Raw genomic sequence first — 25,608 nt, 5'->3', positions numbered from 1 at the left:
ACCATGAACATCCTGCAAATCAACTCCAGCGCACGCACCACCGGCTCTCACTCCAGCCGCATGGCCGCCGAGATGGTTCAACGCCTGCAAGCCACCAACCCTTCAGCAGCGTTCACGCTGCGCGACCTGGGCCGCACCCCGCACCCCGCGCTAGACGAAGCCACGCTGCAAGCCTTGTTCACCCCAACCGACCAGCGCAGCGCGGTGCAAGCTGCCCGTGTAGCGCAAGACGAAGCCCTGATCGCCGAGCTGCAAGCCGCCGACGTGGTGGTGCTGGGCGTGCCCATGTACAACTTCGGCGTACCCGCCGCGCTGAAGAACTGGATCGACGCCATCGCCCGCGTCGGCGTCACCTTCAAGTACACCGACAAGGGCCCCGTTGGCCTGCTCGCCGGCAAGAAGGTCTATGTCGCCCTGGCCCGCGGCGGCCTGTATCGCGACACGCCGGCCGACACGCAAGTGCCTTACCTGAAGACGGTGCTGGGCTTCCTCGGCATGACCGACATCCAGTTCGTCTATGCCGAAGGCCTGGCCATGGGGCCTGACGCAGAGAAGAAGGCGCTGGACTCAGCCGAGGCGCAGATCGAGGCGGTGCTGGCTTGAGCTCAGCGTCAGAAGGAAGCTCTGTCCCGGTAACGACTTAACTTACTTTCAAGGCAGATCCGCCACCTCGCCCGTGCCCTCGCACAGCGGGTAATGGCTGCAGCCCAACACGCGTTGCCCGGCCAGCGGGCCTTGCGTCAGCTCGCGCTCGACCATGGGCCCGCCGCACAGCGGGCAGGGCTGGTTGCGCAGGCGCCAAGCCGAGGGCGGCAGCGTGGTGTCGAGAAACGGGCCTTCGCGGCGGATGATGACGGGCAGCGTTTTCTCCTCGCGCGCATGCAGCAGGTCGTGCAGGCGTGCGCCGTCGATGAGCTGGATGTTGCGGCCTTCGCTGAAGCGCTGCGCTTCCGGGGTGAAGACACCTGAGGTCAGCACAAAGCCGCCGACCGCACCGCGCGCCGTCATCGCAGCGTGCAGCTCGCGCAGCGGTGCCACGCCCACGGCGTTCGAGCGCCACGGTTTGCAGTCGACGAGAAAGAGCTCTGGCCCGCGCGTGAGCACCATGTCGACCGAGCGGCCCCCTGAGCCGCCGGTTTCGCTGACCACGTAACCGCGCTGGCGAAAGCCATCGGCCGCCATCAACTCGAACTGGTGCCAGCCCACGCCTTCGATGAGCGCCACGCCGCCGGGCATGGCCACCGGGGCCGGCGGCACACGCCGCCTGAACAGGCGCGCCAGCGATGCACCGATGCTTTTCACAATGATTGCTCTCGTGCTGATGCCATCATCTGTCTGCTTCTATCCTGAGGCGAGGCTAACCGAGCCCTGACGCGCCCACAAGGCGTGCGGCCCGGGGGAAAGCACCCTTACAACACCCGAACCGGCATGCATAAATGCCTTGCAGCCAGATGAACCGGGCTGCATCGTCTGATGCCTGCCCCGCCCTGCGATGGAAGAACGGAGCCCGCCTTCGCCAATGCGCACCGCCCTGCCGATACGCACACGCCTAACCTTGCTGGTGCTGGCCACGGCCCTGCCCCTGATCGCGCTGGTCGCCTATAACGGCTACAACCTGGCCGTGCGTGAAACCGAGCGCGCCTCGGCCGAAGCCCTGCGTGCCGCTCGCGCCGTGGCCATCGAAAGCGAGGGCATGCTGAAAAGCGCCAACGCGCTGCTCGACCACCTGGCGCAGCAGCCGCTCATCAATGCGCTCGATCTCACGCGCTGCGACCCGATCTTTGGCAGCTTCCGCGACCTGTTTCCGTACTACACCAACCTCTTCACCGTGCGCAGCGACGGCCTGGGCATCTGCAGCGCCATCCCGCGCGTGCCCGGCACACCGGCCCTGGTCGACCGCCGGCTCTACCTCAATGAAACGCTGCGCTCCAAGGCCTTTACCGTGGGGCAGGTCACAAAGGGGCTGCGCACCGGCCGCTGGATCCTGATCGTTGCGCGCCCGCTGCCCGTGCCCGGGCCGACGGCACAGGGCGAGGCCCCGGGCGTGATCGCACTCACCATCGACCTCGCCGCCCTGCGCCTCGCGCCCGGCCCGGGCGAGCTGCCGCCGCAAGCGCTGGCACGCATCGTCGACGCCAAAGGCGTCGTGATCGCCAGCAGCCTCGCGCCCTCGGAGTGGATAGGCCAGAGCCTCGCCCACATCCCGTGGTTCAAGCGTCTGGTGCCGGGCCAGCCGGCCACGGGCGAGTCGCCCGACCACGCAAACGTGCAGCGCATCTTCGGTGTGGCACCCATACGCGGCACGCCGTGGCACGCCGCGGTGGGCATCCCGGTGGACGTGATCTACGCCCCGGTGCGCGAGCGCCTGCAAATCAGCGCCGCCCTCGCCGCGCTGGCGGTGCTGCTGGCGGCCGCGTTGGCCTACTTCACGGCCCGCCGCACCGCCGCCCCGGTGGAGGCCATCGCCGCGGCTGCGCGGCGGGCCACCACCTCGGCCCAGCTGTCTGCGCTGGACGGGCTCAAGCTCGCCATGGCACCGCGCGAAGTGCAGGCCCTGGCCGATGATTTCCGCAGCATGCTGCACGCCCGCGCCGCCGCAGAGCAAGCCTTGCGTGACAGCGAAGAGCGCCTCGCCATCACGCTGCATTCGATCGGCGATGCCGTCATCGCAACCGACGCCACGGGCCAGATCACCCGCCTCAACGCCGCCGCCGAGCGGCTCACCGGATGGAGCGCAGCGCAGGCCATCGGCCAGCCACTGGCCGAGGTGTTCCATATCGTCAACGCCGACACCCGCGAGCCGGCACCCCACCCGATGCAACGCGTGATGGAAAAGGGCGAGGTGGTCGGGCTGGCCAACAACACGATGCTCTTGTCGCGCGACGGCCGCGAGTACCAGATCTCCGACAGCGCCGCACCCATACGCGACAGCCACGGCCAGATCGTCGGCATGGTGCTGGTGTTCAGCGACGTGACCGAGCCCTACCGCGTGCAGCAGGCGCTGCTGGCGCGCGAAGAACGCCTGCGCGACACCGGCGCGCTGGCGCGCGTAGCAGGCTGGGACCTCGACATCCCCACCATGAAAGCCTCGGGCACGGACGAAATGCGCGAGCTGCTCGAAATACCGCCTGACGCCGAGCCGTCGTTCGAAGAAGGCTGGTTGTTCTGCCCGCCGCACGTGCGGCCGCGGCTGCAGGCCATGGTGCAGCAAGCCATCGAGCATGGCACCGCGTGGGACATCGAGATCCCGATGGTCACCGCCAAGGGCCGCAACCTGTGGGTGCGCTCACGCGGGCGCGTGACCCTGAAAGATGGCCGCCCCGAGCGCGTGCTGGGTGTCATTCAAGACATCACCGATTTGCACGAGTCGCAAGAGCAGGTGCGCCAGAGCGAAAGCCTGCTCAAGATGGCCAGCAAGATGGTGCGCATGGGCGCCTGGGTGGTGACCTTGCGCGACCGCTCGCTGGTGTGGTCGGACGAAGCCGCCGCCATACACGAGCGCCCGCCGGGCACCTCGCCCACGCTGGAAGAGGCCCGCGCGTACTACGCCCCCGAGTACCAGGAGATGGTGTACCAGGCCTTTCGCGCCTGCGCACGCGACGGCACCCCCTACGAGCACGAGATGCAGATCGTCACCGCCAGCGGCAAACGGGTGTGGGTACGCGCCCAAGGCGAAGCCGTGCGCAACCGCCAGGGCGTGATCGCACGCGTGCATGGCGCGTTTCTCGACATCACCGAGGCGCGCCAGGCGCGCCTGGAGTTGGAAGCGCACAGGCAGAACCTCGAAGCCCTGGTGGCCGAGCGCACCGCCGACCTGGTCACTGCACGCAATGCCGCCGAGGCGGCCAGCCGCGCGAAGAGCGCGTTTCTGGCCAACATGAGCCACGAGATTCGCACCCCGATGAACGCCATCATCGGCCTCACCCACCTGCTGCAGCAAGACATTGCCGAGCCGCGCGCGCAAGCCCAGCTGACCAAGGTGAGCGCGGCCGCGCAGCACCTGCTGGGCGTGATCAACGACATCCTCGACCTGTCGAAGATCGAGGCCGAGCGGCTGGTGCTCGAAGAGCGCGAATTCGCGCTGCAACAGGTGGTGGAAAACGCGCTCGGCATGCTGCGCGAGCGGGCGGTGGCCAAGGGCCTGTCGCTTACCAGCGAGCTGGATGCGAGCGTGCCCGCCACGCTGCGCGGAGACCCGCTGCGGTTGGAGCAGATCCTGCTCAACTTCCTCAGCAACGCCATCAAGTTCTCTGAGCAGGGCAGCATCAGCCTGCGCGCACGCGCCGCGCCGCTGACCGGTGGCGCCGTGACGCTGATGGTCGAGGTAAGCGACAACGGCATCGGCATCACCGAGGAGCAGCAGGCGCGGCTCTTCCAGTCGTTCTCTCAGGCCGACGACTCCACCTCGCGCAAATACGGTGGCACCGGCCTGGGCTTGGTCATTGCCAAGCGCCTGGCCGCGCTGATGGGCGGCGACGTAGGCGTGCGCAGCACACCGGGCGCGGGCAGTACCTTCTGGATGACGGCACGCTTCGCGGCCCCTGGCATCGGCCAGCCCGACGCCACGCCGCAGTCTCGGTCGCCCGAGCACGACATCACCCTGCGCCATGCCGGCGCCAAGGTGCTGCTGGTCGACGACGACCCGGTCAACCAGGAGGTCACGCTGGCGCTGCTGCGCCGTGTGCAGCTCACGGTCGACGTGGTCAGCGACGGCGCCCAGGCCGTGCAGAGCGTGCGCCAGCACGACTACGCCCTGGTGCTGATGGACGTGCAGATGCCGGTGATGGACGGCCTGCACGCCACGCGCGCCATCCGCGCGCTGCCCCAGCGCCAGCGCGTGCCCATTTTGGCCATGACGGCCAACGCCTATGCCGAAGACCGCGACGAGTGCCTGGCCGCCGGCATGAACGACCACATCACCAAACCGGTAGCGCCGCACCGGCTCTACACCTGCCTCTTGCGCTGGCTCGACACCGCGCCTGCCATCACCCCTTGAGCCGCGCCTACTTGAGCAGGGCGCGAGCGGCGAGCGCCGCATCGCGCACGTGGCAGCCGTCGAGGTGGTCATTGACCAGACCCATGGCCTGCATGAAGGCATACACCGTGGTCGGGCCCACAAAGCTCCAGCCACGCTTCTTCAGGTCTTTTGACATGGCGACCGACTCGGGCGAGGTCACTTGCGCACGCACCGCCGCCAGCGTCATGCGCTGGGGGCGCGAGGCGGCTGGCGGCTCGAAGCCCCAGGCATAGGCGGCGAGCGAGCCGAACTCGGCGCGCAGCTCGATCACGCGCTGGGCGTTGTTGATGGTCGACTCGATCTTGCCGCGGTGGCGCACGATGCCGGCGTCGGCCAGCAGGCGCTCAATGTCGCTCTCGTTGAAGCGCGCCACTGGCTCGGCCTCGAAGTTGGCGAAGCCGCGGCGAAAGTTCTCGCGCTTGTTCAAAATGGTGAGCCAGCTCAGGCCGGCCTGAAAGCCCTCCAAGCAGATCTTCTCGAACAGCCGCCTGTCGTCATTCACCGGGAAGCCCCACTCATGATCGTGGTAATGCTGGTAGGCCGGCGAGGCCCGGCACCAGAAGCAGCGGTGGGCGCCATCGGCGCCGGCAAAAAGGCCGGGGGCGGGTTGGGTCATGTTGGCCACTCTACAAGCGCCCCACGCAGCCCGGTGCGCCGCAGCGGCACGCCAGGCGGCCACGGTGATGCGTCTCGCCGTAGTTCACGGTGATCTCTTCATCGGTGGCGATGTCGCGCATGGCATAAAACTCCACGCGCCCCTGGTTCACTTTCAACGCCGCATTGGGCCGGCAAGAGTGGTTGGCGTAACGCAAGGCATCTGCCGAATGAGAGGCATCGACGGCACGGCGCTCTGACACCGCAATCATCATGATGCGCGCCTGGCCCTTGCTGCGCCGGTGCGCCTCTTGTGCGCTCACCGTCTCGCCGCGCACCTCGCCGATCTTGCGGCGCGCAGGGATGGGCTGGGCCGCAAAAGCCCCTTGGCCATCGATCGCGCTGGTGCGCACCTCAACCGCATATTTCTGCGGGCCACGTCGTTCGATTGGCGCAAGCAAAAGCGGCTCGGTGTCAGGCAGCACAGTCAAACGAGGCATGAAGCAATTGTGGCGTCAAGCAGGCGGCTCGCCCCAATCGGCGCACTAAGTCACGCCAGATGCCACCGGCTAACGAACTGGGGGCTGGATCGCTTGCTTTTCCATACATCTCGCTGCGCACCAGCCGATAGCCTAGGCATCAGGATGAATTGAGAGAGCTACACCATGAACACGCACACCCCCCACCCGCTCGCACCGCGCCACGTTCGCGCCGCCGCGCAGCACGCCACCATCGAATGGGAAGACACGCCCTCGCTCGCACCCCGCATGGTGCCGATGGACATGCGGCCCGCTGCGCCCACGCCGACCCTGCGTGCCCAAGCCGCCGACTTCAACACCGCCTGGGGCGTGACCATGCCCGCCCACCTCGACACCACGCCGCAGCCCGCACCTTTCCGCGAAACCATACGCGGCCTGGTGACGCGCGAGGTCGACGAGCCCGAGCTGTTCAAGCACTTCTTTGGCTGATCTCTTCCGTGAGCCTCTTCGGTGAGCCTCTTCGGTTCACCTTCTTGGGTTGAACCACTTCGGTTGATCGCGCTTCCTAGCGCATCCACCACGCCGCACCCAGCAGCACACACGCGAGCCATGCGCTGGTGACCACCATCAGGGCCGCCGGCCGCCAGCCGGTGCTGGCGAGGTGGCTGAACGATGTCTTCATGCCCAGGCCCGCCACCCCCAGCATCAGGCAATAGCGCGAGCCCTGTGCCAGACCCGTCTGCAGCGGTGGCGCCATGCCACCCAGCGAGTTGAGTGCCGCCAGCGCCAGGAAGAGCCACAGAAACCCCGGCACCAACGCGCCCAGCCGGCGCGGCAAAGACCGCGAAACCGCCTCGTCGCGCATAGACCCACAGGCGAGCGACACCCCGAGCACCACCAGCACCAGCAAGCTCACGCGAAACAGCTTCACCACCGAGGCCGCATCGCCCACCGCGGGGCTCAACGTGTAGCCTGCCACCACCACTTGCGCCACGTCGTGAATGCTGCCGCCGATGAAAAGGCCGGCCAGCAACGGCGGCAGTTGCAGTGTGCGAGCGATCAGTGGGTAAAACAGCATCGCCACGGTAGACAGCAGCGTGGCCAGCACCACCACCACCAGCACCTCGCGCTCAGAGCGCTTGTCGCGCGGCAGCACCGCGGCAATCGCCAGCGCCGCCGAAGCGCCGCAGATCGCAGTGGCGCCGCCGGCCAGCAGGCCCAGCGTCCAGGGCAGGCGCAGCGCGCGCGCCAACCAGCGCGCACAGAGCAGGGTGCTCAACACCGCCACCACCACCACGCCCGCAGTCAGCGCCCCCAGCCCGGCGATCTGCTCCAGCGTGATGCGCGCGCCCAGCAGGCCCACGCCCAGGCGCAGCACCGTGCGGCTGCAGAAGTCGACACCCGGCGCGGTGCGTGCATCGGTGCTCTGGTAGTGAAACGCAGTGCCGAAGAGCATCGCATAGAGCATGGGCGGGCCGCTGTGCAGCGTGGCCACAAAGCTCGCGGCCAGCGCGATCAACACGCACGTGGCCGAGCCCGGCCAGACCCGGCGCAGCGCCTGGGCCGAAGCCGAGGCGAAAGCTGCGCTGGTGTGCATGGCCAGGCTGGGTAGGCCGGTCTACTTGTCGACGAAGGCGCGTTCGATCACGAAGTGCCCCGGGTGGCTCATGTTGCCCTCGGTCATGCCCAGCTTGTCGAACAGGGCGCGCGTGTCGCGCAGCATCTCGGGGCTGCCGCACAGCATGAAGCGGTCGTCTTCTTTCGACAGCGGCGGCAAACCGATGTCGTGCATCAGCTTGCCGGTTTCCATCAGCGTCGGGATGCGGCCGGTGTTGCGGAAGGCCTCGCGCGTGACGACCGGGTAGTAGATGAGTTTGTCGCGCACCTGGTCACCAAAGAACTCGTTTTCCGGCAGCTCCTTGGTGATGACCTCGTCATACGCCAGCTCGCCCACCTGGCGGCAGCCGTGCACCAAGATGACCTTTTCGTACAGCTCGTACACCTCGGGGTCGCGGATCATCGCCATGAAGGGTGCAAGCCCGGTGCCGGTGGAGAGCAGGTACAGGTTTTTGCCCGGCAGCAGGTTTTGGGTGAGCAAGGTGCCCGAGGCCTTGCGGCCAACCTTCACCGTGTCACCCACCTTGATGTGCTGCAGGCGCGAGGTGAGCGGGCCGTCTTGCACCTTGATGCTCAGAAACTCAAGGGTTTCGTCCCAGTGCGGGCTGACCACGCTGTAGGCGCGCAGCAGCGGCTTGCCGTCGACCTCCAGGCCGATCATGGTGAACTGCCCGCTCTGGAAGCGAAAACCGGGGTCGCGGGTGCAGGTGAAAGAGAACTGCCGGTCGGTCCAGTGGCGCACCGTCAGCACCTTGGCGTCGAAGAGATTGCTCATGAGTTTTCGAGTGACAAAGAGGCCCTAGAGAGCTCGTGCAAGTAGGGCCAGGGGTAGATGCCGCGGTCATGGCCGTCGTTGAAGACCAGCTGCAGACCGATGTCACCGATCGGGTTGAGCCCGGTCAGCGCGAGGCCGGGGCTGGCGGTTGGCGGCCGCCCGGCACGGCGCTTATTCTCGCAGGCCGCGCACTTGCACGCCTCCCTTAGAGCGGGGGCAGGCAAACGGGCCGCCAAGCCGTCGCTCCAGCGCAGCGCGAGCGCCCCGCTCGCCTCGTGCAACACCACCTCTTCGGGCCAGACCTCGCCGTCGATGGCCATCACATCACCTGCCCCACACCCAGGGGGCCGATCTCGGTGGACAGGCCTGTAAGCCCGCCCTCACTCAGCTCGCCGCCCATGGCCGCCAAGCTCTCTTCGCGAATGAGTCCCTTGATGGTGCGCACCATGGCCGCAAACTCAGGCGAGGCCGTCATCTGGGGTGTGCGCGGGCGCGGCAGCGGCACCGCCAGCTCGGCCTTGATGCGCCCGGGCCGGGCCGTCATCACGTAAATGCGGTCGGAGAGGAACACCGCCTCGTCGATGTCGTGGGTGATGAACAGCACCGAGAGGCGCAGGCGCTGCCACATGTTGGTCAGTATTTCCTGCATCACCACACGGGTCTGCGAGTCGAGCGCGCCGAAGGGCTCGTCCATCAGCAGCACCTGCGGGCTGGTGGCCAGCGCGCGCACGATGCCCACGCGCTGCTTCATGCCGCCAGAAAGTTGGTCGGGGTAGTGGTTCTCGAACGACAGCAAGCCGGCCAGACCAAGCAGGGTGCGCGCGCTGGTCTCGCGCTTGTTTTGCGGCACGCCTTGCATCTTCAAACCGAACTCGACGTTTTTGCGCACCGACATCCAGGGGAACAGTGAGTACTGCTGGAACACCACGCCGCGGTCCGAGCCGGGGCCGGTGATCTTTCGGCCATCGAGCAAGGCCTCGCCTTGTGTGGCCTGGCTGAAGCCGGCCACCACATTGAGCAGAGTCGACTTGCCGCAGCCCGACGGGCCGATGATGGAAACAAACTCGCCCGGCGCCACATGCAGCGAGACATCGCTGACCGCGTGAACACGCTGCTGCGCGCCGCCGAAGACCATCTTGAGGTGGCGTACCTCGACGTGACCGGTGCTCTGAGCCGGTGTCATGCGCGCGCTCCCAGTTTCGAGAATTCGAGCCACGGCATGAGCATCTGGCCGGCGAAGCGAATCAGCCAGCTGCACAGCAGGCCCAGCACGCCGATGGTGATCATGCCGAGCACGATGTCGGCATAAGAGATGAGCGAGTACGCCTCCCAGGTGAAGTAGCCGATGCCGAACTGGCCCGAGATCATCTCGGCGGCGATCAGCGAGACCCAGGCCACGCCCATGCCCACCGCCAGGCCGGTGAAGATCTGTGGCGCAGCGCCCGGCAGCACCACGTGCCACAGGAGCTGGCGCTCCTTGGCGCCCAGGCATCGGCCTGCGCGCAGCAGCACCGAATCAACGGCTGTGACGCCACTCACCGTGTTGAGCAGAATCGGAAAGAAAGCGCCGATGAAGGTGATGAACACAATGCTCACCTCGTTGTCGGGCCACAGCATGATGGAGATGGGCACCCAGGCGATGGCCGGAATGGGGCGCAAGGCCTCCATGGCCGGGAACAGCAACTGGTGCAGGCGGCGGTAACGCCCTATGCCCAGACCCAGGGCGACGCCCAGCACACCGGCCAGTGCGAAGCCGATGAAGATGCGGCGCAGGCTCATGCCCACGTTGGTGATGAACTTGCCGCTGGCGCCGGCTTGCAGCACCGACTGCCACACGTCGGCCGGCGTGGGGATGTTGGCGAAGCGAATGTAGAAATCGAGTCTGTAGGTCGTCACGACATGCCAGAACAACACCATGCCGCCCAGCGAGCAGAACGCCAACAGGGCCGCCACGCCCTGGCGCTGCACCCAACCACCCAGCCAGGCCAGCGCGCCGGGTGCTGCGCTGGCGGGCTCTGCAAGGGCTGGGTCGGGCGCGGGGAGCGTCGGGGCCTTCGTCACTTCGGCCAGGTGAGGGACGGCGGGCGCCGCCTCCACGGAAGCTTTGGCGACAAAGAGTTCGGCATCTTCAACGCGACGCAGCGGGGCAATGGACATGGTGTGCTCCGGCAGGCCGATCAGAAGGGCGCTGATGCGAAGGCCAGGGCCTCGCTGTAGCTGGTGAGCTTGCCGCCGATCTTGGCGGCGTGCGCTTCGGCGTCTTTCTTCAACAGAAAGGGCACGATCACCGGCTTCTTCGCGTCGCTCGCGTTGACGGCGTAGTAGGCCTTGTCGGCAAACACCTTGATGCCCAAGGCGTGGTCGATCAGGTAGGCCACACGCACCTTCTTGCCTGCGGCTTCGAGCTTGGCGATGGCGCCCAGTGTGCACAGCGCAGAGGCGTGGGGTTCGACGCCGACGCCATCGACCCACACCTCGCCGGCCTCCTTGGGGCGGCCGATGGGCAGCTTGCAGAGCGTGTCGGTGCCGGTGATGTCGAAGGCGGCCATCGACTGCTTCTGCGCGTCGTAGTCGAGCTTGACCTGCTTGTAGGCTTCGCGCACATAGGTCTCGTTGACCCATGCCTTGATGTCCAGCGGCTTCACCCGCTTGAGTTCGGTGAGCACGCCGTGGCCGATTTTGATGGTGTCCAGCCAGCGCGGCTTGATGGTCGGGTCCAGCGTGTGGATGCCGCCGGGGCCGAGGTAGAGGTAAGCCACCTCTTTCTCGATCTTGGTCCACTCTTCGATCTTGGTGGCGGCGCGCACGGGGTCGGCCTTGAGCCAGGCATTGGCTTCCATCAGCGCGCGGATGTAGGCCACCACCACTTCGGGGTACTCCTCGGCAAAGTCCTTGCGCACGATCACGCCGTGAAACGTGGGCACGTTGGTCTGCACGCCGTCGAAGATCTTGCGGGCGAAGCCGCGGTAGGGCAGCAGGTCGGCGAAGGGCACGAAGTCAGCGTGGGCGTCGATCTTCTTTTCTTGCAGGTTGGTGGTGCCCACCTCGGGGCTTTGGCTCACCAGGCTGAAGAAATCGGGTGGCAGTCCACGCGACTGCAGCGCCTGCAGCACCATGCCGTGCGCGGCAGAGCCGAAGGGCACCGACACCACCTTGCCCTTGAGGTCGGCAAGCTCGTAGTACGGCGAGTCTTTGTGCACCACGATGCCGTTGCCCGAGCCGAAGGCGTTGTAGGCGATGGTGGCGATCAGCTGCGTCTCGTTGCCCGGCTGCGACTGGCCCGTCGCGCCGGCCACCAGCAGCGGGTAGTCACCCATCATGCCGATCTGCAGCTTCTTGGCCATCATGCCGTTGATGATGGGCGGGCCCGAGGTGGCGTTTTGCCAGTCGAACTGGAACTCGATGTTTTTGTACTTCCCGGTCTTGGGCAGGTACTTCTCGATCAGCTTCATTTCTTTCAGCACCACGCCACCGGTGACGGTGTTGGTGGTGGTGTTCTGGGTGCCAATGCCCACGGTGATCACTTGCTTGTCGGCGGCCCAGGCCCATGAGGCGGAGCAGATCAGTGCGGTGGCGCACGTCAACGAGAGAACAACTGAACGCATGTCAATCTCCTGGTCGGTCACTTCACGATCACGAAGCCTTTGCGCAAGATCAATGCCTGCTCGCGGGCTCCACTTCTGTCTCCTGGCCCCACGCTCAAGCGGTTTCGCTCAGCAGGGCTCTCTTGTCTGTTTGGTCGGCCCAGGCGTCGGCGTCGGGCAGCGGCTCTTTCGGCTCTGTGATGAGCGGCCACTTCGCGGCCAGCGCTTTGTTGAGGGCGATGTACTCCAGCTGCCCCGGCGCGAGGTCTTTCTCATCGAGGATGGCCTCGACCGGGCATTCGGGCACGCACACGCCGCAGTCGATGCACACCTCGGGGTTGATCACGAGAAAGTTGGGGCCTTCGTGAAAGCACTCGACCGGGCACACCGACACGCAATCGGTGTACTTGCAGCGAATACACGCTTCGGTGACGACGAAACTCATGGAGCGGCTCCTAGGCTTTGGCCATCTGGATGCTGGTGAGCGCGAGCTTGGCGAGCTTGCGCACATCAGGGTCGCTGTCGCGCAAGGCGCGCTCCAGCGGCGTGATGCCGCGCGGGTCGCCCACTTCGCCTAGCGCGATGACCGCCTCTTTGCGCAGGTTGCTCACCGGGTGCGACAGCGCCTCGGCGAGCGCGGCCACACCGTCACGCGCCTTCAGCTTGCCCAGGCTGCGCGCGGCCTTCACGCGCACCTGCCAATACTCGTCTTCCATCGCCCGCACCAGGTTGGGCACGCCAAGTGCCGAGCCGGCCTTGGCGAAGGTGGTGGCGGCCTCTTCGCGCACCTGCCACACCGGGTCGGCCAGCGCGCGGCTCAGCGCCGGGTGCACGCTGACGTCGGCCGAGTCGCTGGCGTAGCTCAGCGCACCCACCGCCACGCGACGCACGTCGGCGTCTTCGTCGTGCGCGGCAATCTGGGTCAGAGAGGCGATGGCGTGGGGCTTCTTCAGGTAGCCGAGCAGGCCCACCGCGGCGCGGCGTACCTGAGGGTCGGTGTGCTGCAAGGCCTGTAAGGCGGGCTCAAAGGCGGCGTCCACACGCAACGCTTTCACCGCCTGCAACGCCGCGGCCTGCACCTCGGGATCAGCATCGCTCAGGTAAGGCAGCAAGGCGCTGGCCGAGGCCGGCTCCTTCAGCTCGGCGAGGGTGTAAGCCACCGCGGCGCGTACCTCGGTGTCGCTGTCCTTCAGCAAAGGCACCAGCGCGGCGAGCACCTCGGGCTCTTCAAAACCTTCGAGTGCCTTGGCGGCTTCGAGGCGCACCGTGGCGTCGGCATCGCTCAGCGCCGTGATCAGCAGCGGCGCAATGTCGTCTTCTTCGTCGGTGTAGGGCAGGTCGATGACAGCGATGCGGCGCACGCCCGCATCGGCATTGCGCAAGCGCTCGTGGATGGTGGCCATGCTCATGTCAGCGCACCAGGTAAGGGATGTTCACGTGCACTGCGCCCGTCGGGCAGTCTTTCTCGCAGGGCATGCAGTACCAGCATTCATCGAACTTCATGAATGCCTTGTTCTTGGTGAGGTCGATGGCCAGCACGTCGAGCGGGCACACATCGACGCAAACCGTGCAGCCCTTGTCGGCGATGCACTTGTCTTCGTCGACAACGACGGGGGCTTGGGTGCGGGTGAAGTTGATGGTCATGTGGATCTCTCCTCTTTCACTTGGGTCACTTCAGAGCGGGCCTTCGATACCTCAGGCTCAGCGGGGGATTGGCATGGGGATGAAGCAGAACTCGAACACTCTCAGCCCGCTCAGGCTGAGGTATCGAAGCCCCGCTCAAGCCGCCGCCGGGCTGGCCACCCGCAGCCGCTGATACGCCGATTTCTCCTGCTCATTCAGCTCCACCACATAGGGCTCGATCTCGCGCTTGCGGAACACGGCGTTGCCGCTCTCATCGCTGGTCACGTTGGTGTGGCAGAACCAGTTCTCGTCGTCGCGCTCGGGGTGGTCCACGCACAGGTGGTACAGGCCCCAACGGCTCTCGGTGCGGTAGAGCGAGGCGCGCGCCGCCAGCTCGGCGCAGTCGCGGATGGTGTGGGCCTCCATCGCGCGCATCAGCTCGTGCGGGTCGGCCGCGCTCATGTGGTTCAGGTCTTCGCGGATCTCGTCAAAGCGCTGCAGGCCGATCTCCATCTTGCGGGTGACCTTGGGTGGCTGCAGGTAGTCGTTGACGATGCGGCGTGTCTTGTATTCGAGCTGGAACGGCGTGAGGCCCTCAGCCTTGGCCAGCGGCGCATAGACGCGCGCGCGCTCGATCTCGACCTTCTCTTGCTCAAAGCTGGGCTGCGAGATGCCGCTCACGTAATCGGCCGCGTTCTCGCCACAGAACTTGCCGTAGACAAACGCCCCCAGCATGTAGTTGTGCGGGATGCTGGCGCAATCGCCCGCCGCATACAGCCCGGGGATGGAGCACTCGCCGCGCTCATTGGTCCAGATGCCCGACGCGCTGTGGCCGCTGCAAAAGCCGATCTCCGAGATGTGCATCTCGATCATGCTTTTGCGGTAGTCGGTGCCGCGGCCTTCGTGGAAGCGCCCGCGGCTGGGCCGCTCGTTGGTGTGCAAGATGTGCTCGATCTCGCTGATGGTTTCTTCCGCCAGGTGGTCAAGCTTCAGGAACACCGGGCCCTTGCCGCCTTCGAGCTCGTTGAAAAACTCCATCATCATCTGGCCGCTCCAGTAGTCGCACTCGATGAAGCGCTGGCCCGCGTTGTTGGAGGTGTAGCCACCAAAGGGGCCGGTCACGTAGGCGCAGGCCGGGCCGTTGTAATCTTTGATCAGCGGGTTGATCTGAAAGCACTCGAGGTTGGTCAGCTCGGCGCCTGCGTGGTAGGCCATCACGTGGCCCTCGCCGGTGTTGGTCGGGTTCTCGTAGGTGCCAAACAGATAGCCCGATGCGGGCAGGCCCAGGCGCCCCGCGGCGCCGGTGCAAATGATCACGGACTTGGCCTTGATAACGAAGAAGTCTGCCGTGCGGCAGTCGAAACCCATCACGCCCGCCACCTCACCGCTCGGGCCCGTGAGCAGCCGCGTGCCTACCACGCGGTTGGTGATCTCTACCCGTGCGCGCTTGAGCTGGCGGTACAGCACACGCTTCATGTGGTGGCCTTCGGGCATGGGCAGCACGTAGCTGCCCAGGTGGTGCACCTTGCGCACCGAGTAGTCGCCGGTCTCGTCTTTCTCGAACTTGATGCCCCACTTGTCCAGCTCTTCGATCATTGCGAAGCTGTTGGCCGCGTAGGCGTAGACGCCCTTCTGGTCGACGATGCCGTCGTTGGCGACCGTGATCTCTTTGGTGTACTGCTCGGGTGTGGCGTGGCCGGGGATGACGGCGTTGTTGAGCCCGTCCATCCCCATGCTGATGGCGCCGCTGCGCTTCACGTTGGCCTTGTCGAGCAACAGCACTCTGAGCTTGGGGTTCTTCTCCTTGGCCTTCACAGCAGCCATGGGGCCACCGGTGCCGCCGCCCACCACCACAATGTCGTATTCGAGTTCGATCGTGTTCATGCTGGTTCCTTGATCAAGAGGCACGGTCAGACAAAGGCACGCGATCGACGCGCACCTTGTACTGGAAGGCGTCGCCGCGGTAATAGAGGTGCTCGTAGTCGACGGGCGTGCCGTCAGCGGTGTGCGTGGTGCGCTCGATGAAGAGCACCGGCGAGCCCTCTTCCACCTTGAGCTGCGTGGCGAGGGTTTCATCCGCCAGCGTCGAGCCGATCTGCAGCTCGGCGTGGCCCAGCGCGAGGCCGTAGTCGTTCTCCAGGATCACGAACACGTCGCGCGCCGCCAGGTCTTCCTTGGCCAGGCGGTTGCCGATGGCCAGCGGCACGTAGGTCACATCGAGCGAGATCGGCTCTCGGTTCAGGAAGCGCACCCGCTGCAACTCGGTCACCCGTGCGCGCTTGGCCAATCGCAGCCGCTCGGCCACCTGGGGCGTGGGCGCCACGCTCTTGAGGGAGAGCACGCGCGAGTAGGTTTCATAACCCATCTGCCGCATGGCTTCGCCGAAGCCCTGCAGCCGGCCCAGGTCTTGAAACGCCTTGGGCTTGGAGACGAAGGTGCCCTTGCCATGGATGCGAAAGATCAGACCCTCGTTTTGCAAGTCGTTGAGCGCCTGGCGCACCGTGATGCGGCTCACGTCGAAGGCCTCGATCATCTCGGCCTCGGAGGGCATCTGCTGGTGCGGCTGGTAGCTGCCATCGAGGATGCGCGCACGCAAGATTTCCTTGATCTGCGCATACAGCGGGGTCGGCGACAGCGGCTGCACCTTGTCCGCCCGCTTGGCATCAGGCGGCTGCGAAACCACCAGTTTGGGTGTCGAGAAAGCACCAGGTTTGCTCATGCCGGGCTCAACTTGTTATGACAAGTCAAGTCATAGCAAACGCTGTGCCAACCCGAATTGCCTCGGTCTGGTGCGGGCGCTTCTCCCCGTGGGCCGGGGGCGGGTTATATTTCGAACGTCATATCAAAGCGGGCCGACCATGCGCTACGACGCCGAACACAAGCAACGCACCCGCGAGCGTGTGCTGAAGGAAGCCTCGGCCGCCATCCGCGTCGACGGGCCTGACCGCATCGGCGTGGCCGGCATCATGGCGCGCGCCGGGCTCACTCACGGCGGCTTCTATGCACACTTCGCGTCGAAAGACGCGCTGCTGGTGGCCAGCATCACGCAGATGTTCGACGAGGCCTGCGCCTGGTTTGAAGAGCTGTCGCACGACAAGCCACCGGCCCAGGGCTTGGCGGCCTATGTGGGGTTTTATTTGTCGCGCTACCACCGCGACCACCGCGAGGCCAGCTGCCCCATCGCCAGCATGGCCGCCGACCTGCCGCGCCTGGGTGAAGACGCGCGCCGCGCCTTCGAGCATGGAGCGGCGCGGCTCACCACGTTGATCGCCGGGCGGCTGCAAGCCATGGGGCGCGAAGACGCGGGCGTGCTGGCGGTGTCGCTGCTGTCGGAGATGGTGGGGGCGGTGGTGCTGTCGCGCTCGATTGCCAACGCCGAGCATTCCACCGCGATACTGCGGGCCTCGCGGCAGGCCATCAGCCAACGGCTGGGCCTGCCGCTGAAATCAGACCGCCTCCAGGATGGTCGCAATCCCTTGCCCGCCCCCGATGCACTGAGTTGACAACGCAAAGCGCCCGCCTTCGCGCTTGAGCAGCGCCGCTGCCTTGCCGGTGATGCGCGCGCCGGTCGCCCCCAGCGGGTGGCCGATGGACAGGCCGCCGCCATCGAGGTTCACCTTCTCGCGCGGGATCTGCAGCTCGCGCATCGAGGCGATCGCCTGGCTGCTGAAGGCCTCGTTGATCTCGATCACATCGAGGTCGGCCACCGTGAGGCCGGCGCGCGCCAGCGCCTTGCGCGTGGCCGGCACCGGGCCCATGCCCATGACGTCTGGCGGGCAGCCGGCCACCGCCGTCGAGCGGATCTTGGCCAGCACGGTCAGGCCGTGGCGCTGGGCGTACGCCTCGGAGCACACCAGCACGGCGGCCGCGCCATCGGTCAGCGGCGACGAGGTGCCGGCCGTCACCGTGCCATCCGCGCGAAAGGCGGTCTTCAGACCGGCCAGGCCTTGCATTGAGGTGGCAGGCCGCAGGCAACCATCGGCATGCACCCAGCCCTCGGGCGTGTGCACCGGCACGATCTCGTCTTTCAACAGACCCAGTTCCTGCGCCTTGGCCGCCTTGCGCTGCGACTCCACCGCCAGCGCTTCCTGCTCCAAGCGAGAGACACCCCAGCGCGTGGCCACGTTTTCGGCCGTCTCGCCCATGCTGATGTAGGCCTCGTGGAAGGTCTCCAGCAGGTGCGGGTTGGGCGAGTGGTTGAAGCCGCCCTGCGGCACACGCGTCATCGACTCGACACCGGCGCAGATGAACACCTCGCCCGCGCCGATGGCGATTTGCCCGGCCGCGATGTGTATGGCCGTCATCGACGAACCACAAAAGCGGTTGACCGTGGTACCCGCCACTTCGATCGGCAAGCCGGCGAGAAACACCACCAGGCGCGCCATGTTGTCGCCCTGCTCGGCCTCGGGATACGAGCAGCCGAGGATCAGGTCTTCGATGTCAGCAGTGTTGACGCCCGTGCGCTCGACCAGGCCTTTGACGGCGGCAGCGGCCAGGTCGTCGGGGCGGACTTGCGTGAGGCCACCCTTGCGGGCGAAGTGGAAGGGGGTGCGGGCGTACCCGGCGATGACGGCGTGGGGCATGGTGTTCTCCATCGAAAAGTTCATTGAATGACGATCATCATATATAGAAAAAAGCGTCTTTGCACGCAGCGTTCAGAATCCGCCCACCCCAGGCCTGAAAGGTATCGACATGAGACCAGCGCCCCGCCACCTTCTAGCGCCCTGCGCGCTGCTCGTCTTCGCCTGGCCGGCCCTCGCCCAGGGCGAGGGCGATGCCGCCATCACGCCTTACCGCCCATCGGTGTCCAGCCCCGCGCAGCTGCCGGCCGAAGGCCAGCTGGAGATGGAGCTCGGTGGCCTGCGCACCCGCGCCGACGATGCCCGCCGAGACAGCCTGCCCTACCAGTTCAAACTTGCCTTCAGCAAGGACTGGGGCGTGCTGCTCGGAGGCGAGGCTCACGTTTCGGCGCGCGATGGCAGCGCGCACGAAAGCGGCGTTGGTGACACGAGCCTGGTGCTCAAGCACGCTTGGGACATCGAAGACGGCCATGCCGCAGGCCTGGAGCTCGGCGCCAAGCTGCCGACCGCCAAAGACACGCTGGGCAGCGGCAAGGCCGACTACACGCTCAACCTCATCGACAGCCGCGACCTCGGCAGCCTGCACATCGACGTGAATGCCAACGCCACACGCCTCGGCGCGGTCGAGGCGGGCACCGGCCGCACGCAACTGGGCCTGTCGGCCTCGTTCTCCATGCCGCTGGCCGAGCGCTGGGGCCTCACCGCCGAACTCTCGGGCACACACCGCCGCCACACCGACAACACCCTACAGGTATTGGGCGCCGTGAGCTTCAGCCCGAGCAAGCGCCTGACCTTCGACCTCGGCGCGGCCCGCGCCACCCGACCGACACCCGGCAGCACCTCGGTCTTCGCCGGCGTGGTCTTCCCCATCACCCAACTCTGGTGACCCCATGGACATCGACCCCCAGCAAATCGCACAACCCGCTGACGAGCCCCCGTCCAACAGCAAACACCACTGGCTCAACCCCGCTGTGGGCGTGGCAGTGGCGCTGCTCGCCACCTTCATGGGCATCTGCAAAGTGAAAGACGACAACATCGTGCAGGGCATGCAGCAGGCCCAGGCCGACAAGATCGACCACTGGGCCTTCTACCAAGCCCGCAACCTGCGCGAAGAGGTGGCCAAGGCCACGGTGGTGCAGCTGCGCTTGCAAGCCGCTGACCGCCCGGCCGACAAACAAGCCGCCTGGCAGGAAGCCATCACGCGCTATGAGCAGCTCGCCCGGGAGCAGGCCGAGAAGAAAGACGAGCTACGCCGCCAGGCCGCCAAAGACCAGGAAAACTACGACGCACTCAACTACCGCGACGACCAGTTCGACTTGTCTGACGCGCTGATCGCCATCGCCATTTCACTGCTGGCCATTACCTCGCTCACGCAGCTGCGCTGGCTCTACGGCCTGAGCCTGGTGCCGGCGGGCTTTGGCGTGCTCATGGGCCTGGCGGGCCTGCTCGGCTGGGCGCTACACCCTGGCGCCCTCGTCAAGCTGCTGAGCTGATCAGAGCTGCACCTCGGCACGGCCCACGCCGTCGAACACCACGCTGACGTGGTCACCGGCGTGCGCCTCGAGCGCCCCGCACCAGGTGCCGGTGCTCACCACCGTGCCGGCGGCAAGCACCTCGCCTTCGCGGGTGGCGTGGCGCAGCCAGTCGGGCAGCACCCAGGCTGGGTCGCCGCACGAGTGCGTGCCATGGTGCTCGCTGACGCGCTCGCCGATCTGCACGCGGCCAGGCTGGGCGCCCCAGTCGCGCGCGCGGTGAGCGGCATACGGCACCCACTCGCCCAGCACCAGCGCCCCGTGCGATTGCAGGTCGGCCAAGCGCAGCAGCGCAGGCGCCGTGAAGGCCTGCTGCCAGCGCGAATCGACGATCTCGATGCTGACCGTCATGGCATCGACCAGCGCAGCCGCCGAGCCCATGTCGAGCGTGGCCGCGAGGTCGGCGTCCACCTCAGACCCCAAGCGCAGCGCGATTTCGGCTTCGATGTAGCGCAGGCGAAACGGCCACGCACGCGCCTCGGCCGGGCTGGCCCACACGCCGGCCGGCGGCAGCGGCGCGTGCGTCATCACTGCGCTGCGCGAGGCGCCACCCGACTTCCAGTGCCGCGCTGCGCCGTCACCGAACCAGCCCAGCTCGTTGGCCATCGCGGCTTGCACCCGATAGGCATCGTCGGCGGTGGGCACCGACAGCCCGGTCTCTGCGGCGGCCGTCCGCGTTTCGCGGGCCTTCAGCAAGGCATCGATTACGGCGTCTAGGGTTGAGGTCATGCGCTTTGCTCCCAGAGCATTCGGGTTTGACCACTATGCCGTACCAGGCGATCGGTTCATGCGCGACCTGTAAGACATGACAGCTACGCCGCCCCTCTTGCGGTGAACTAATGTCCGGCACAACCAAGGCCCCGTCACACATGCTGCGCGTACTCATCATCGAAGACCTGCCCGTCAACATGCTGTTGACCGTGGCGATCCTCGAGCGCGCGGGCCACACCACCCTGGAGGCCGAGACCGCCACCGACGGCATTGCACTCGCGCGCGAGCACCGGCCCGACGTGATCTTGATGGACATTCAGCTGCCCGACATGGATGGCCTGGCCGCCACCCGTATCTTGAAGGCCGACCCCCAGATGCGCCACACGCCGGTGATAGCGGTCACCGCTTTTGCGATGAAGGGCGATGAAGCCACCATGCGCGCCGCCGGCTGCGACGGCTACATCACCAAGCCGCTGCGCTACAAGGAGTTTCTGGCAGAGATAGAAGCGGTGGTCGCGCGCTGCAACGGCATCCGTTCGGCCTGAGACACCCTTCTGTCCTGAGACATTCTTCCGACTTGAGACACCCGCTGGCGATGAGACACCCGCTCGCCTTGAGACACCCGCTCGCCCTGAGACACCCGTTCACCCTGAGCTTGTCGAAGGGAGGCTTAGACAAGCTCGACCGAACAGAAAAATGTCAGACAGCTCCCACAGCGCGCACCGGCAGCCGCCGACTGACCCCGGCCCCCACCCCCCCTATCCTGAGTCGACGCGACTTTTCGCGCTTTCCCTCAGGAGCCCTCCATGCCCAAGATCTCTGAAGTCATCACGCGACATGTGGTGGTCGTGAGCCCAAAAGAGAGCTTGCAGCGCGCCGCCGAGCTCATGCACAAGCTGAATGTGGGCGCCCTGCCCGTGTACGACGGCAAGTCGCTGGTGGGCATCGTGACCGACCGCGACATCACCATCCGCGCCACCGCGTTCAACCGCCCCGCCGACAGCACCCCTGTCAGCGAGATCATGACGTCGCAAACCCTGTGGTGTTCGGAAGACGACGGCATCGACGATGTGCTCAAGCAGATGGGCGACGCGCAAATACGCCGCCTGCCGGTGCTGAACCGCGAAGGCGAGATCGTGGGCATCGTCTCACTGGGCGACTTGGCCACCCGCCAATCGGCGCACACCGACGCCACCTTGCGCGAGATCTCACAGCCCACCAACGCCGACGCCATCCCCGCCTGAGCGAGCCTTCGCATGAAGCTCGCCATGGTGTGGCGACTGGCCAAAGACGCCGCCGTGTCGTGGCGCGACGACTACGCGCCCAGCATGGGCGCGGCGCTTGCCTACTACACCACTTTCTCGGCCGCGCCGCTGCTGCTCATCGTGGTGTCGGTGGCCGGCCTGGTGTTCGGGCAAGAGGCGGCGCGCGGCGAGATCTTCAGCCAGCTGCGAGACCTGATAGGCGAACAGGGCGCGCGCGCGGTGGAAGGCCTGCTGCGAAGCGTGAGCAAGCCAGCCGAAGGTGTGGTCGCGACGGTGATCGGCACCGTGGTGCTGTTGATCGGTGCCACCACCGTGTTCGCCGAGCTGCAAGACGCGTTTGACCGCATATGGCGCGCCCCTGAGCGCGGCAGCAGCGGCGTGTGGAAGCTGCTGAGGGCGCGCGTGCTCTCGTTCGGCATGATCCTCGGCATCGGCTTTCTGCTGATGGTGTCTCTGGTGGTCAGCGCCGGGCTCGCGGCCCTGGGCCGCTGGTGGGCGCCCATGTTCGGCGGCTGGGAGACGCTGGCGCAGGTGGGCAATCTGCTCATCAGCTTTGCGCTCATCACCGCGATCTTTGCGCTGATCTACAAAGTCATGCCACGCGTGAGCGTGCAGTGGCGCGACGTGTGGGTGGGTGCCTCGGTCACCGCCGTGCTGTTCACCATCGGCAAGTGGCTGATCGGCCTGTACATCGGGCGCAGTGGCATCACCTCGGCCTTTGGTGCGGCAGGCTCACTCGCCGTGCTGTTGCTGTGGGTCTACTACTCGGCGCAGATCTTCTTGCTGGGCGCCGAGTTCACCTGGGTCTATGCCCACAGCTACGGCTCACGCCGGGGCATATCGCGACCGGGCGCGCTGCCCGAGTTACCCGAGATACCGATACCCGAGCTGCCGATGGCGCCGCTAGACCCTGCTAACCAAACGAGCGGCTCTGCGCCAGTGCGCCGAGGCGCTGCGTGATCGCGAAGAACTCGGCCACCGTCTCTTCGATGATCTGTTGCGCCGACTTGATGGCATCTATCAGCCCCACTGTCTGGCCGGCCAGTGCGGGCGCGGCCTCCATGTCACCGTCGAAATAAACACCGCGTATGCCCTTCAAGGCATCGGCTGGCATCAGGCCTTCGTCAAAGATCGCCTGGGTGCGCTGCGACTTGAGCGCGCGTATGCACGGCGTTGATTTCTTGTTGAGCACCCAGGTGCCGGTTTCTTTCGCATCGACGATGGCGTTCTTGTAGTTGGCGTGCACCGGGCTCTCGGTGCAGCTCACGAAGCGCGTGCCCATCTGGATGGCCTCTGCACCCAGCGCAAAGGCGGCCGCCATGCCACGCCCATCGCAAATGCCGCCGGCCGCGATCATGGGCACGTCGGTGCGCGCGCGTATCGCCTGCAGCAGCACCAGCGTCGAGACTTCTTCAGGGTTCTTGAAGCCGCCGCCCTCGCCGCCTTCGACCACCAGGCCATCGATGCCGGCGTCCACGCACTTCATGGCCGCGTCGACCGTGGGCACCGCGTGATAAACGGTGATGCCAGCGTCTTTCAGCGGCGCGATGAACTTGGCCGGGCTGCCCGCCGAGGTGGTGACGAACTTGACGCCCGAGGCGCAGACGAAGCGCAACATGGCGTCGTCTTTCAGGAAGCGGATGGGCAGGTTCACACCGAAGGGCAGGCCCAGCGCACTCATCTTGGTGATCTCGGCCTGGCAGTTGTCGGTCTCGCCAGACGAGGTCTCGATGATGCCCAGCCCACCGGCGCGCGACACGGCCGAGGCCAGCTGTGTGCGGGCGATCCAGCCCATCGGGGCTTGCACGATGGGGTACTTCGCGCCCGTGTGGGCCAACACTCGATTCATGGGGCTCGCTCCGAAGGGTTCGATGGGGCGGGGTCGCCCTGCATCGCCCGCGGATTATTGCGAGCCGCGTCTCTCGGCCGTGTCGCTTACGTTACCGGGCCCCGCCTGGAACAGCCGAAAGATGCGGTGCGGCGGCTCGCTGTCGCCCGCGTTGTCGGGTGGCTCGCGGCTTTCGCTCACGTCCACGCTCAGCAGGGCAATGTCGGCCTCTTCGCTGATCACCCCCAGCGACTGCGACTGCTCGAAGTCAGGCGACAGGTACAGGGGGCTGCGGTGCTGGCCCACCACGCGAGCGCGGCCCGACACATGCACCAGCTCCTGGTTGTCGTGGTTGATCACCGACAGCATCACGTTCGGTTCGAGCACCACGTCTTCCGTGATGCCACTCTCTCGTGTGATCACGAACCAGAGGTGGGTGCCGTCATCCGAACAGGCAGCCACCTTCATCCTGTGCGCTTGAGGGTGGCGGCCTGCGGCGATGGTGGTCAGCACACAGTTCCGAGAGCGTTGAAACAGGCCGCGCGACTCGGTGCGGCCAAACAAGAACGACAAGGGCATCATGCAAGGCTCCAGCTGCAAGCGTGCCGGAGCAATCGGCGTTCCCCGCAGCAGTGCCTTGCGGATACCGCACGGCGCTGCAGCGAAATGGCAAGAACTACTGAAAAACTGACCGAGGCATGCGCTCAGCCGACCCGCGTGCGTGGGTCAAGTGGTGATCAGCCCATCGGCCCTCAGCAGGGTCTCCAGGCATTGCTCCTGGATGCGGTAGAAATCCTTGACCTCGCGGATCTGGGCCAGCACCTCGTCGGGCGCCTTGGCTACCGCGCGCTTCACTGCCAGGATCATCTTGTTCTTGTTGGTGTGCTCCAGCGAGATGAACTCGAACACCTGGGTGTCGTAGCCGCAGGCGTCGAGCAGCATGGCGCGCAGGCCGTCTGTGAGCATCTCGGCCTGCTGGCCCAGGTGCACACCGTGTTGCAGGATGGGCTTGAGCGGGTGCGGGCTCAAGAGCTGCGGGCGCAGCTGCTTGTGGCAGCACGGCGAGCACATGATGATCTCGGCGCCGGCCCGCAAGCCCAGGTGGATGGCGTGGTCGGTGGCGGTATCGCAGGCATGCAGCGCGATCATCACGTCGAGCTTGCCAGGCTCGTAGTCGCGCACATCGCCTTCTTCAATGCGCAGGCCGTTGAGCCCGAGCTTGGCGATGGCGTGGTTGCACAGCGCCACCATGTCGGGGCGCAGCTCCACGCCGGTCACCTGCGCATGCACGCCCTTGGCGTGCTGCAGCCAGTCGTGTATGGCAAAGGTCAGGTAGCCCTTGCCGGAGCCGAAGTCGATCACCTTCAGCTCCTTCGCGCCGGCCAAGCGCGACGACGCAAGCGCCCCGGCAAACACCTCGACAAACTTGTTGATCTGCTTCCACTTGCGCGACATGGCCGGGATCAACTGGCCTTGCGCCGTGGTCACGCCCAGCTCGGCGAGAAAGGGGCGCGTGAGCTCCAGCCAGCGCTGCTTCTCGCGGTCGTGCGCGGCAGGTGCTGCCGAGGTGGCGTGCGCGGCCGTGTGCAGCGTGCACTTGCCTCGCCTGCTGATGGACAGCTGCAGCTCTTCAGTTTGCGTCATCACATGGACGTTGCGAAAGTGCGTGCCCAACAGCCCGACCAGCACCTTCACACCCTCTTCGCGTGGGAAGTTTTGCGTGATGTCGCGCGTCTTGTGGGTGTAGACCAGCGACAGCATCGCCTCCCCGCGCAGCAGCACCATGCGCCCATCCAGGCGCTGCAGGTCGTCGCTCGGGCGCTGGGGCTTGGCGAGCACAAACCTGACGAAGCTGCCGTCATTTAGGCTGGCCGACAGCTGCGCCATCAGGCGCTCGAACGCGGGTTCGTTAGAGAGGTTCATAGAGGCCAGGGATTGTCGTTCACATGGCCTCGGGCCAGGCGCTCGCTCTCGCCCGACCCTCTGTCTCGCAGGCGACGCAG

Annotated in this window: 28 protein-coding genes; 9 read left to right on the top strand and 19 right to left on the bottom strand. The window is 66.3% G+C overall.

Annotation, left to right across the window (positions count from 1 at the left end; genetic code table 11):
* Nucleotides 1–3: 3 nt before the first annotated feature.
* Complete coding sequence (locus AC30QB_RS14525) at nt 4–603, top strand: FMN-dependent NADH-azoreductase (RefSeq protein ID WP_489546947.1); 600 nt, start codon at nt 4–6, stop codon at nt 601–603.
* A gap of 48 nt (nt 604–651) precedes the next feature.
* Here AC30QB_RS14525 and AC30QB_RS14520 read toward each other — a convergent pair whose 3' ends face one another.
* Nucleotides 652–1,302 carry a restriction endonuclease gene (locus AC30QB_RS14520; protein ID WP_489546946.1) on the bottom strand — a complete coding sequence of 217 codons (651 nt, stop codon included), beginning with the start codon at nt 1,300–1,302 and terminating at the stop codon, nt 652–654.
* A gap of 217 nt (nt 1,303–1,519) precedes the next feature.
* Between AC30QB_RS14520 and AC30QB_RS14515 the strand changes: the two genes are divergently transcribed.
* Complete coding sequence (locus AC30QB_RS14515; protein WP_489546945.1) at nt 1,520–4,996, top strand: PAS domain S-box protein; 3,477 nt, start codon at nt 1,520–1,522, stop codon at nt 4,994–4,996.
* 7 nt (nt 4,997–5,003) lie between these two features.
* Here the strand turns inward: AC30QB_RS14515 and AC30QB_RS14510 are convergent, their stop codons facing one another.
* Together AC30QB_RS14510 and AC30QB_RS14505 are read right to left on the bottom strand one after the other, a co-directional pair.
* On the bottom strand, nt 5,004–5,633 hold the full coding sequence (locus AC30QB_RS14510) for a DNA-3-methyladenine glycosylase I (RefSeq protein WP_489546944.1): 630 nt from the start codon (nt 5,631–5,633) through the stop codon (nt 5,004–5,006).
* A 10-nt stretch (nt 5,634–5,643) separates the two neighbouring features.
* Nucleotides 5,644–6,111, bottom strand: a complete 468-nt coding sequence (locus AC30QB_RS14505; protein WP_489546943.1) for an SET domain-containing protein — start codon at nt 6,109–6,111, stop codon at nt 5,644–5,646.
* A 165-nt stretch (nt 6,112–6,276) separates the two neighbouring features.
* Between AC30QB_RS14505 and AC30QB_RS14500 the strand changes: the two genes are divergently transcribed.
* Nucleotides 6,277–6,579, top strand: coding sequence for a hypothetical protein (locus tag AC30QB_RS14500; RefSeq protein WP_489546942.1), 303 nt, complete (start codon nt 6,277–6,279; stop codon nt 6,577–6,579).
* Between the two features lie 76 nt (nt 6,580–6,655).
* Here AC30QB_RS14500 and AC30QB_RS14495 read toward each other — a convergent pair whose 3' ends face one another.
* The 11 genes from AC30QB_RS14495 to AC30QB_RS14445 form a co-directional block, all read right to left on the bottom strand.
* The gene (locus tag AC30QB_RS14495) at nt 6,656–7,687 is read right to left on the bottom strand and encodes a YeiH family protein (RefSeq protein ID WP_489546941.1); all 1,032 of its coding nucleotides are present in this window, start codon (nt 7,685–7,687) and stop codon (nt 6,656–6,658) included.
* A gap of 21 nt (nt 7,688–7,708) precedes the next feature.
* Entirely contained in the window at nt 7,709–8,482 is a 774-nt protein-coding gene (locus AC30QB_RS14490; RefSeq protein ID WP_489546940.1) for a ferredoxin--NADP reductase, read from the bottom strand.
* A complete protein-coding gene (locus AC30QB_RS14485; RefSeq protein WP_489546939.1) occupies nt 8,479–8,802 on the bottom strand; it encodes a gamma-butyrobetaine hydroxylase-like domain-containing protein in 324 nt (107 codons plus the stop codon). The genes AC30QB_RS14490 and AC30QB_RS14485 overlap by 4 nt, the downstream gene beginning before the upstream one ends.
* The gene (locus AC30QB_RS14480; protein WP_489546938.1) at nt 8,802–9,665 is read right to left on the bottom strand and encodes an ABC transporter ATP-binding protein; all 864 of its coding nucleotides are present in this window, start codon (nt 9,663–9,665) and stop codon (nt 8,802–8,804) included. The genes AC30QB_RS14485 and AC30QB_RS14480 overlap by 1 nt, the downstream gene beginning before the upstream one ends.
* Entirely contained in the window at nt 9,662–10,639 is a 978-nt protein-coding gene (locus AC30QB_RS14475; RefSeq protein WP_489546937.1) for an ABC transporter permease, read from the bottom strand. Before AC30QB_RS14475 ends, AC30QB_RS14480 begins: the two co-directional genes overlap by 4 nt.
* Nucleotides 10,640–10,659: 20 nt before the next feature.
* On the bottom strand, nt 10,660–12,087 hold the full coding sequence (locus AC30QB_RS14470) for an ABC transporter substrate-binding protein (RefSeq protein ID WP_489546936.1): 1,428 nt from the start codon (nt 12,085–12,087) through the stop codon (nt 10,660–10,662).
* Between the two features lie 94 nt (nt 12,088–12,181).
* Nucleotides 12,182–12,511 carry a ferredoxin FdxA gene (gene fdxA, locus AC30QB_RS14465; RefSeq protein ID WP_489546935.1) on the bottom strand — a complete coding sequence of 110 codons (330 nt, stop codon included), beginning with the start codon at nt 12,509–12,511 and terminating at the stop codon, nt 12,182–12,184.
* 10 nt (nt 12,512–12,521) lie between these two features.
* Nucleotides 12,522–13,475, bottom strand: coding sequence for a HEAT repeat domain-containing protein (locus AC30QB_RS14460; RefSeq protein WP_489546934.1), 954 nt, complete (start codon nt 13,473–13,475; stop codon nt 12,522–12,524).
* 1 nt (nt 13,476) lies between these two features.
* Nucleotides 13,477–13,710: a 4Fe-4S dicluster domain-containing protein gene (locus AC30QB_RS14455; protein ID WP_489546933.1), complete on the bottom strand. Its 234-nt coding sequence runs from the start codon at nt 13,708–13,710 to the stop codon at nt 13,477–13,479.
* A gap of 135 nt (nt 13,711–13,845) precedes the next feature.
* Nucleotides 13,846–15,573, bottom strand: a complete 1,728-nt coding sequence (locus AC30QB_RS14450; RefSeq protein WP_489546932.1) for a fumarate reductase/succinate dehydrogenase flavoprotein subunit — start codon at nt 15,571–15,573, stop codon at nt 13,846–13,848.
* Nucleotides 15,574–15,586: 13 nt separating this feature from the next.
* A complete protein-coding gene (locus AC30QB_RS14445; protein WP_489546931.1) occupies nt 15,587–16,408 on the bottom strand; it encodes a GntR family transcriptional regulator in 822 nt (273 codons plus the stop codon).
* Between the two features lie 139 nt (nt 16,409–16,547).
* Here AC30QB_RS14445 and AC30QB_RS14440 point away from each other — a divergent pair, with 139 nt between their 5' ends.
* Nucleotides 16,548–17,192: a TetR/AcrR family transcriptional regulator gene (locus AC30QB_RS14440; protein WP_489546930.1), complete on the top strand. Its 645-nt coding sequence runs from the start codon at nt 16,548–16,550 to the stop codon at nt 17,190–17,192.
* On the opposite strand, the gene AC30QB_RS14435 is transcribed toward AC30QB_RS14440, so the two are convergent.
* Entirely contained in the window at nt 17,136–18,272 is a 1,137-nt protein-coding gene (locus AC30QB_RS14435; protein WP_489546929.1) for a thiolase family protein, read from the bottom strand. The two genes, AC30QB_RS14440 and AC30QB_RS14435, sit on opposite strands and share 57 nt — an antisense overlap.
* Before the next feature lie 109 nt (nt 18,273–18,381).
* On the opposite strand from AC30QB_RS14435, the gene AC30QB_RS14430 reads away from it, so the two are divergent.
* Together AC30QB_RS14430 and AC30QB_RS14425 are read left to right on the top strand one after the other, a co-directional pair.
* Complete coding sequence (locus tag AC30QB_RS14430; protein WP_489546928.1) at nt 18,382–19,155, top strand: transporter; 774 nt, start codon at nt 18,382–18,384, stop codon at nt 19,153–19,155.
* Between the two features lie 4 nt (nt 19,156–19,159).
* The gene (locus AC30QB_RS14425) at nt 19,160–19,762 is read left to right on the top strand and encodes a DUF4337 domain-containing protein (protein WP_489546927.1); all 603 of its coding nucleotides are present in this window, start codon (nt 19,160–19,162) and stop codon (nt 19,760–19,762) included.
* On the opposite strand, the gene AC30QB_RS14420 is transcribed toward AC30QB_RS14425, so the two are convergent.
* Nucleotides 19,763–20,530 (bottom strand): fumarylacetoacetate hydrolase family protein, encoded by a 768-nt coding sequence (locus AC30QB_RS14420; protein WP_489546926.1) that lies wholly within the window; start codon nt 20,528–20,530, stop codon nt 19,763–19,765.
* A gap of 140 nt (nt 20,531–20,670) precedes the next feature.
* On the opposite strand from AC30QB_RS14420, the gene AC30QB_RS14415 reads away from it, so the two are divergent.
* The 3 genes from AC30QB_RS14415 (at nt 20,671) to AC30QB_RS14405 (ending at nt 22,737) form a co-directional block, all read left to right on the top strand.
* Complete coding sequence (locus tag AC30QB_RS14415; protein ID WP_489546925.1) at nt 20,671–21,057, top strand: response regulator; 387 nt, start codon at nt 20,671–20,673, stop codon at nt 21,055–21,057.
* 261 nt (nt 21,058–21,318) lie between these two features.
* Complete coding sequence (locus tag AC30QB_RS14410; protein ID WP_489546924.1) at nt 21,319–21,756, top strand: CBS domain-containing protein; 438 nt, start codon at nt 21,319–21,321, stop codon at nt 21,754–21,756.
* A 12-nt stretch (nt 21,757–21,768) separates the two neighbouring features.
* Nucleotides 21,769–22,737, top strand: a complete 969-nt coding sequence (locus AC30QB_RS14405; RefSeq protein ID WP_489546923.1) for a YihY/virulence factor BrkB family protein — start codon at nt 21,769–21,771, stop codon at nt 22,735–22,737.
* Here the strand turns inward: AC30QB_RS14405 and AC30QB_RS14400 are convergent.
* From AC30QB_RS14400 to AC30QB_RS14390, 3 genes are all read right to left on the bottom strand, one after another.
* Nucleotides 22,691–23,626 (bottom strand): NAD(P)H-dependent flavin oxidoreductase, encoded by a 936-nt coding sequence (locus tag AC30QB_RS14400; RefSeq protein ID WP_489546922.1) that lies wholly within the window; start codon nt 23,624–23,626, stop codon nt 22,691–22,693. The genes AC30QB_RS14405 and AC30QB_RS14400 overlap by 47 nt on opposite strands.
* 54 nt (nt 23,627–23,680) lie before the next feature.
* Nucleotides 23,681–24,187 (bottom strand): pyridoxamine 5'-phosphate oxidase family protein, encoded by a 507-nt coding sequence (locus AC30QB_RS14395; RefSeq protein ID WP_489546921.1) that lies wholly within the window; start codon nt 24,185–24,187, stop codon nt 23,681–23,683.
* 144 nt (nt 24,188–24,331) lie between these two features.
* Nucleotides 24,332–25,528 carry a class I SAM-dependent methyltransferase gene (locus AC30QB_RS14390; RefSeq protein ID WP_489546920.1) on the bottom strand — a complete coding sequence of 399 codons (1,197 nt, stop codon included), beginning with the start codon at nt 25,526–25,528 and terminating at the stop codon, nt 24,332–24,334.
* Nucleotides 25,529–25,608: the final 80 nt, after the last annotated feature.

The organism is Rhizobacter sp. (assembly GCF_046595475.1).
Classification (GTDB): Bacteria; Pseudomonadota; Gammaproteobacteria; order Burkholderiales; family Burkholderiaceae_C; genus Rhizobacter.
This window is presented reverse-complemented; position numbering and strand designations above follow the sequence as displayed.

Bases quoted from the DNA above. Each gene is read 5' to 3' on its own strand.
- AC30QB_RS14525 (WP_489546947.1), top strand. From the start codon at position 4: ATGAACATCCTGCAAATCAACTCCAGCGCACGCACCACCGGCTCTCAC.
- AC30QB_RS14515 (WP_489546945.1), top strand. From the start codon at position 1,520: ATGCGCACCGCCCTGCCGATACGCACACGCCTAACCTTGCTGGTGCTG.
- AC30QB_RS14510 (WP_489546944.1), bottom strand. From the start codon at position 5,633: ATGACCCAACCCGCCCCCGGCCTTTTTGCCGGCGCCGATGGCGCCCAC.
- AC30QB_RS14505 (WP_489546943.1), bottom strand. From the start codon at position 6,111: ATGCCTCGTTTGACTGTGCTGCCTGACACCGAGCCGCTTTTGCTTGCG.
- AC30QB_RS14500 (WP_489546942.1), top strand. From the start codon at position 6,277: ATGAACACGCACACCCCCCACCCGCTCGCACCGCGCCACGTTCGCGCC.
- AC30QB_RS14495 (WP_489546941.1), bottom strand. From the start codon at position 7,687: ATGCACACCAGCGCAGCTTTCGCCTCGGCTTCGGCCCAGGCGCTGCGC.
- AC30QB_RS14490 (WP_489546940.1), bottom strand. From the start codon at position 8,482: ATGAGCAATCTCTTCGACGCCAAGGTGCTGACGGTGCGCCACTGGACC.
- AC30QB_RS14485 (WP_489546939.1), bottom strand. From the start codon at position 8,802: ATGGCCATCGACGGCGAGGTCTGGCCCGAAGAGGTGGTGTTGCACGAG.
- AC30QB_RS14480 (WP_489546938.1), bottom strand. From the start codon at position 9,665: ATGACACCGGCTCAGAGCACCGGTCACGTCGAGGTACGCCACCTCAAG.
- AC30QB_RS14475 (WP_489546937.1), bottom strand. From the start codon at position 10,639: ATGTCCATTGCCCCGCTGCGTCGCGTTGAAGATGCCGAACTCTTTGTC.
- AC30QB_RS14470 (WP_489546936.1), bottom strand. From the start codon at position 12,087: ATGCGTTCAGTTGTTCTCTCGTTGACGTGCGCCACCGCACTGATCTGC.
- fdxA (WP_489546935.1), bottom strand. From the start codon at position 12,511: ATGAGTTTCGTCGTCACCGAAGCGTGTATTCGCTGCAAGTACACCGAT.
- AC30QB_RS14460 (WP_489546934.1), bottom strand. From the start codon at position 13,475: ATGAGCATGGCCACCATCCACGAGCGCTTGCGCAATGCCGATGCGGGC.
- AC30QB_RS14455 (WP_489546933.1), bottom strand. From the start codon at position 13,710: ATGACCATCAACTTCACCCGCACCCAAGCCCCCGTCGTTGTCGACGAA.
- AC30QB_RS14450 (WP_489546932.1), bottom strand. From the start codon at position 15,573: ATGAACACGATCGAACTCGAATACGACATTGTGGTGGTGGGCGGCGGC.
- AC30QB_RS14445 (WP_489546931.1), bottom strand. From the start codon at position 16,408: ATGAGCAAACCTGGTGCTTTCTCGACACCCAAACTGGTGGTTTCGCAG.
- AC30QB_RS14440 (WP_489546930.1), top strand. From the start codon at position 16,548: ATGCGCTACGACGCCGAACACAAGCAACGCACCCGCGAGCGTGTGCTG.
- AC30QB_RS14435 (WP_489546929.1), bottom strand. From the start codon at position 18,272: ATGCCCCACGCCGTCATCGCCGGGTACGCCCGCACCCCCTTCCACTTC.
- AC30QB_RS14430 (WP_489546928.1), top strand. From the start codon at position 18,382: ATGAGACCAGCGCCCCGCCACCTTCTAGCGCCCTGCGCGCTGCTCGTC.
- AC30QB_RS14425 (WP_489546927.1), top strand. From the start codon at position 19,160: ATGGACATCGACCCCCAGCAAATCGCACAACCCGCTGACGAGCCCCCG.
- AC30QB_RS14420 (WP_489546926.1), bottom strand. From the start codon at position 20,530: ATGACCTCAACCCTAGACGCCGTAATCGATGCCTTGCTGAAGGCCCGC.
- AC30QB_RS14415 (WP_489546925.1), top strand. From the start codon at position 20,671: ATGCTGCGCGTACTCATCATCGAAGACCTGCCCGTCAACATGCTGTTG.
- AC30QB_RS14410 (WP_489546924.1), top strand. From the start codon at position 21,319: ATGCCCAAGATCTCTGAAGTCATCACGCGACATGTGGTGGTCGTGAGC.
- AC30QB_RS14405 (WP_489546923.1), top strand. From the start codon at position 21,769: ATGAAGCTCGCCATGGTGTGGCGACTGGCCAAAGACGCCGCCGTGTCG.
- AC30QB_RS14400 (WP_489546922.1), bottom strand. From the start codon at position 23,626: ATGAATCGAGTGTTGGCCCACACGGGCGCGAAGTACCCCATCGTGCAA.
- AC30QB_RS14395 (WP_489546921.1), bottom strand. From the start codon at position 24,187: ATGATGCCCTTGTCGTTCTTGTTTGGCCGCACCGAGTCGCGCGGCCTG.
- AC30QB_RS14390 (WP_489546920.1), bottom strand. From the start codon at position 25,528: ATGAACCTCTCTAACGAACCCGCGTTCGAGCGCCTGATGGCGCAGCTG.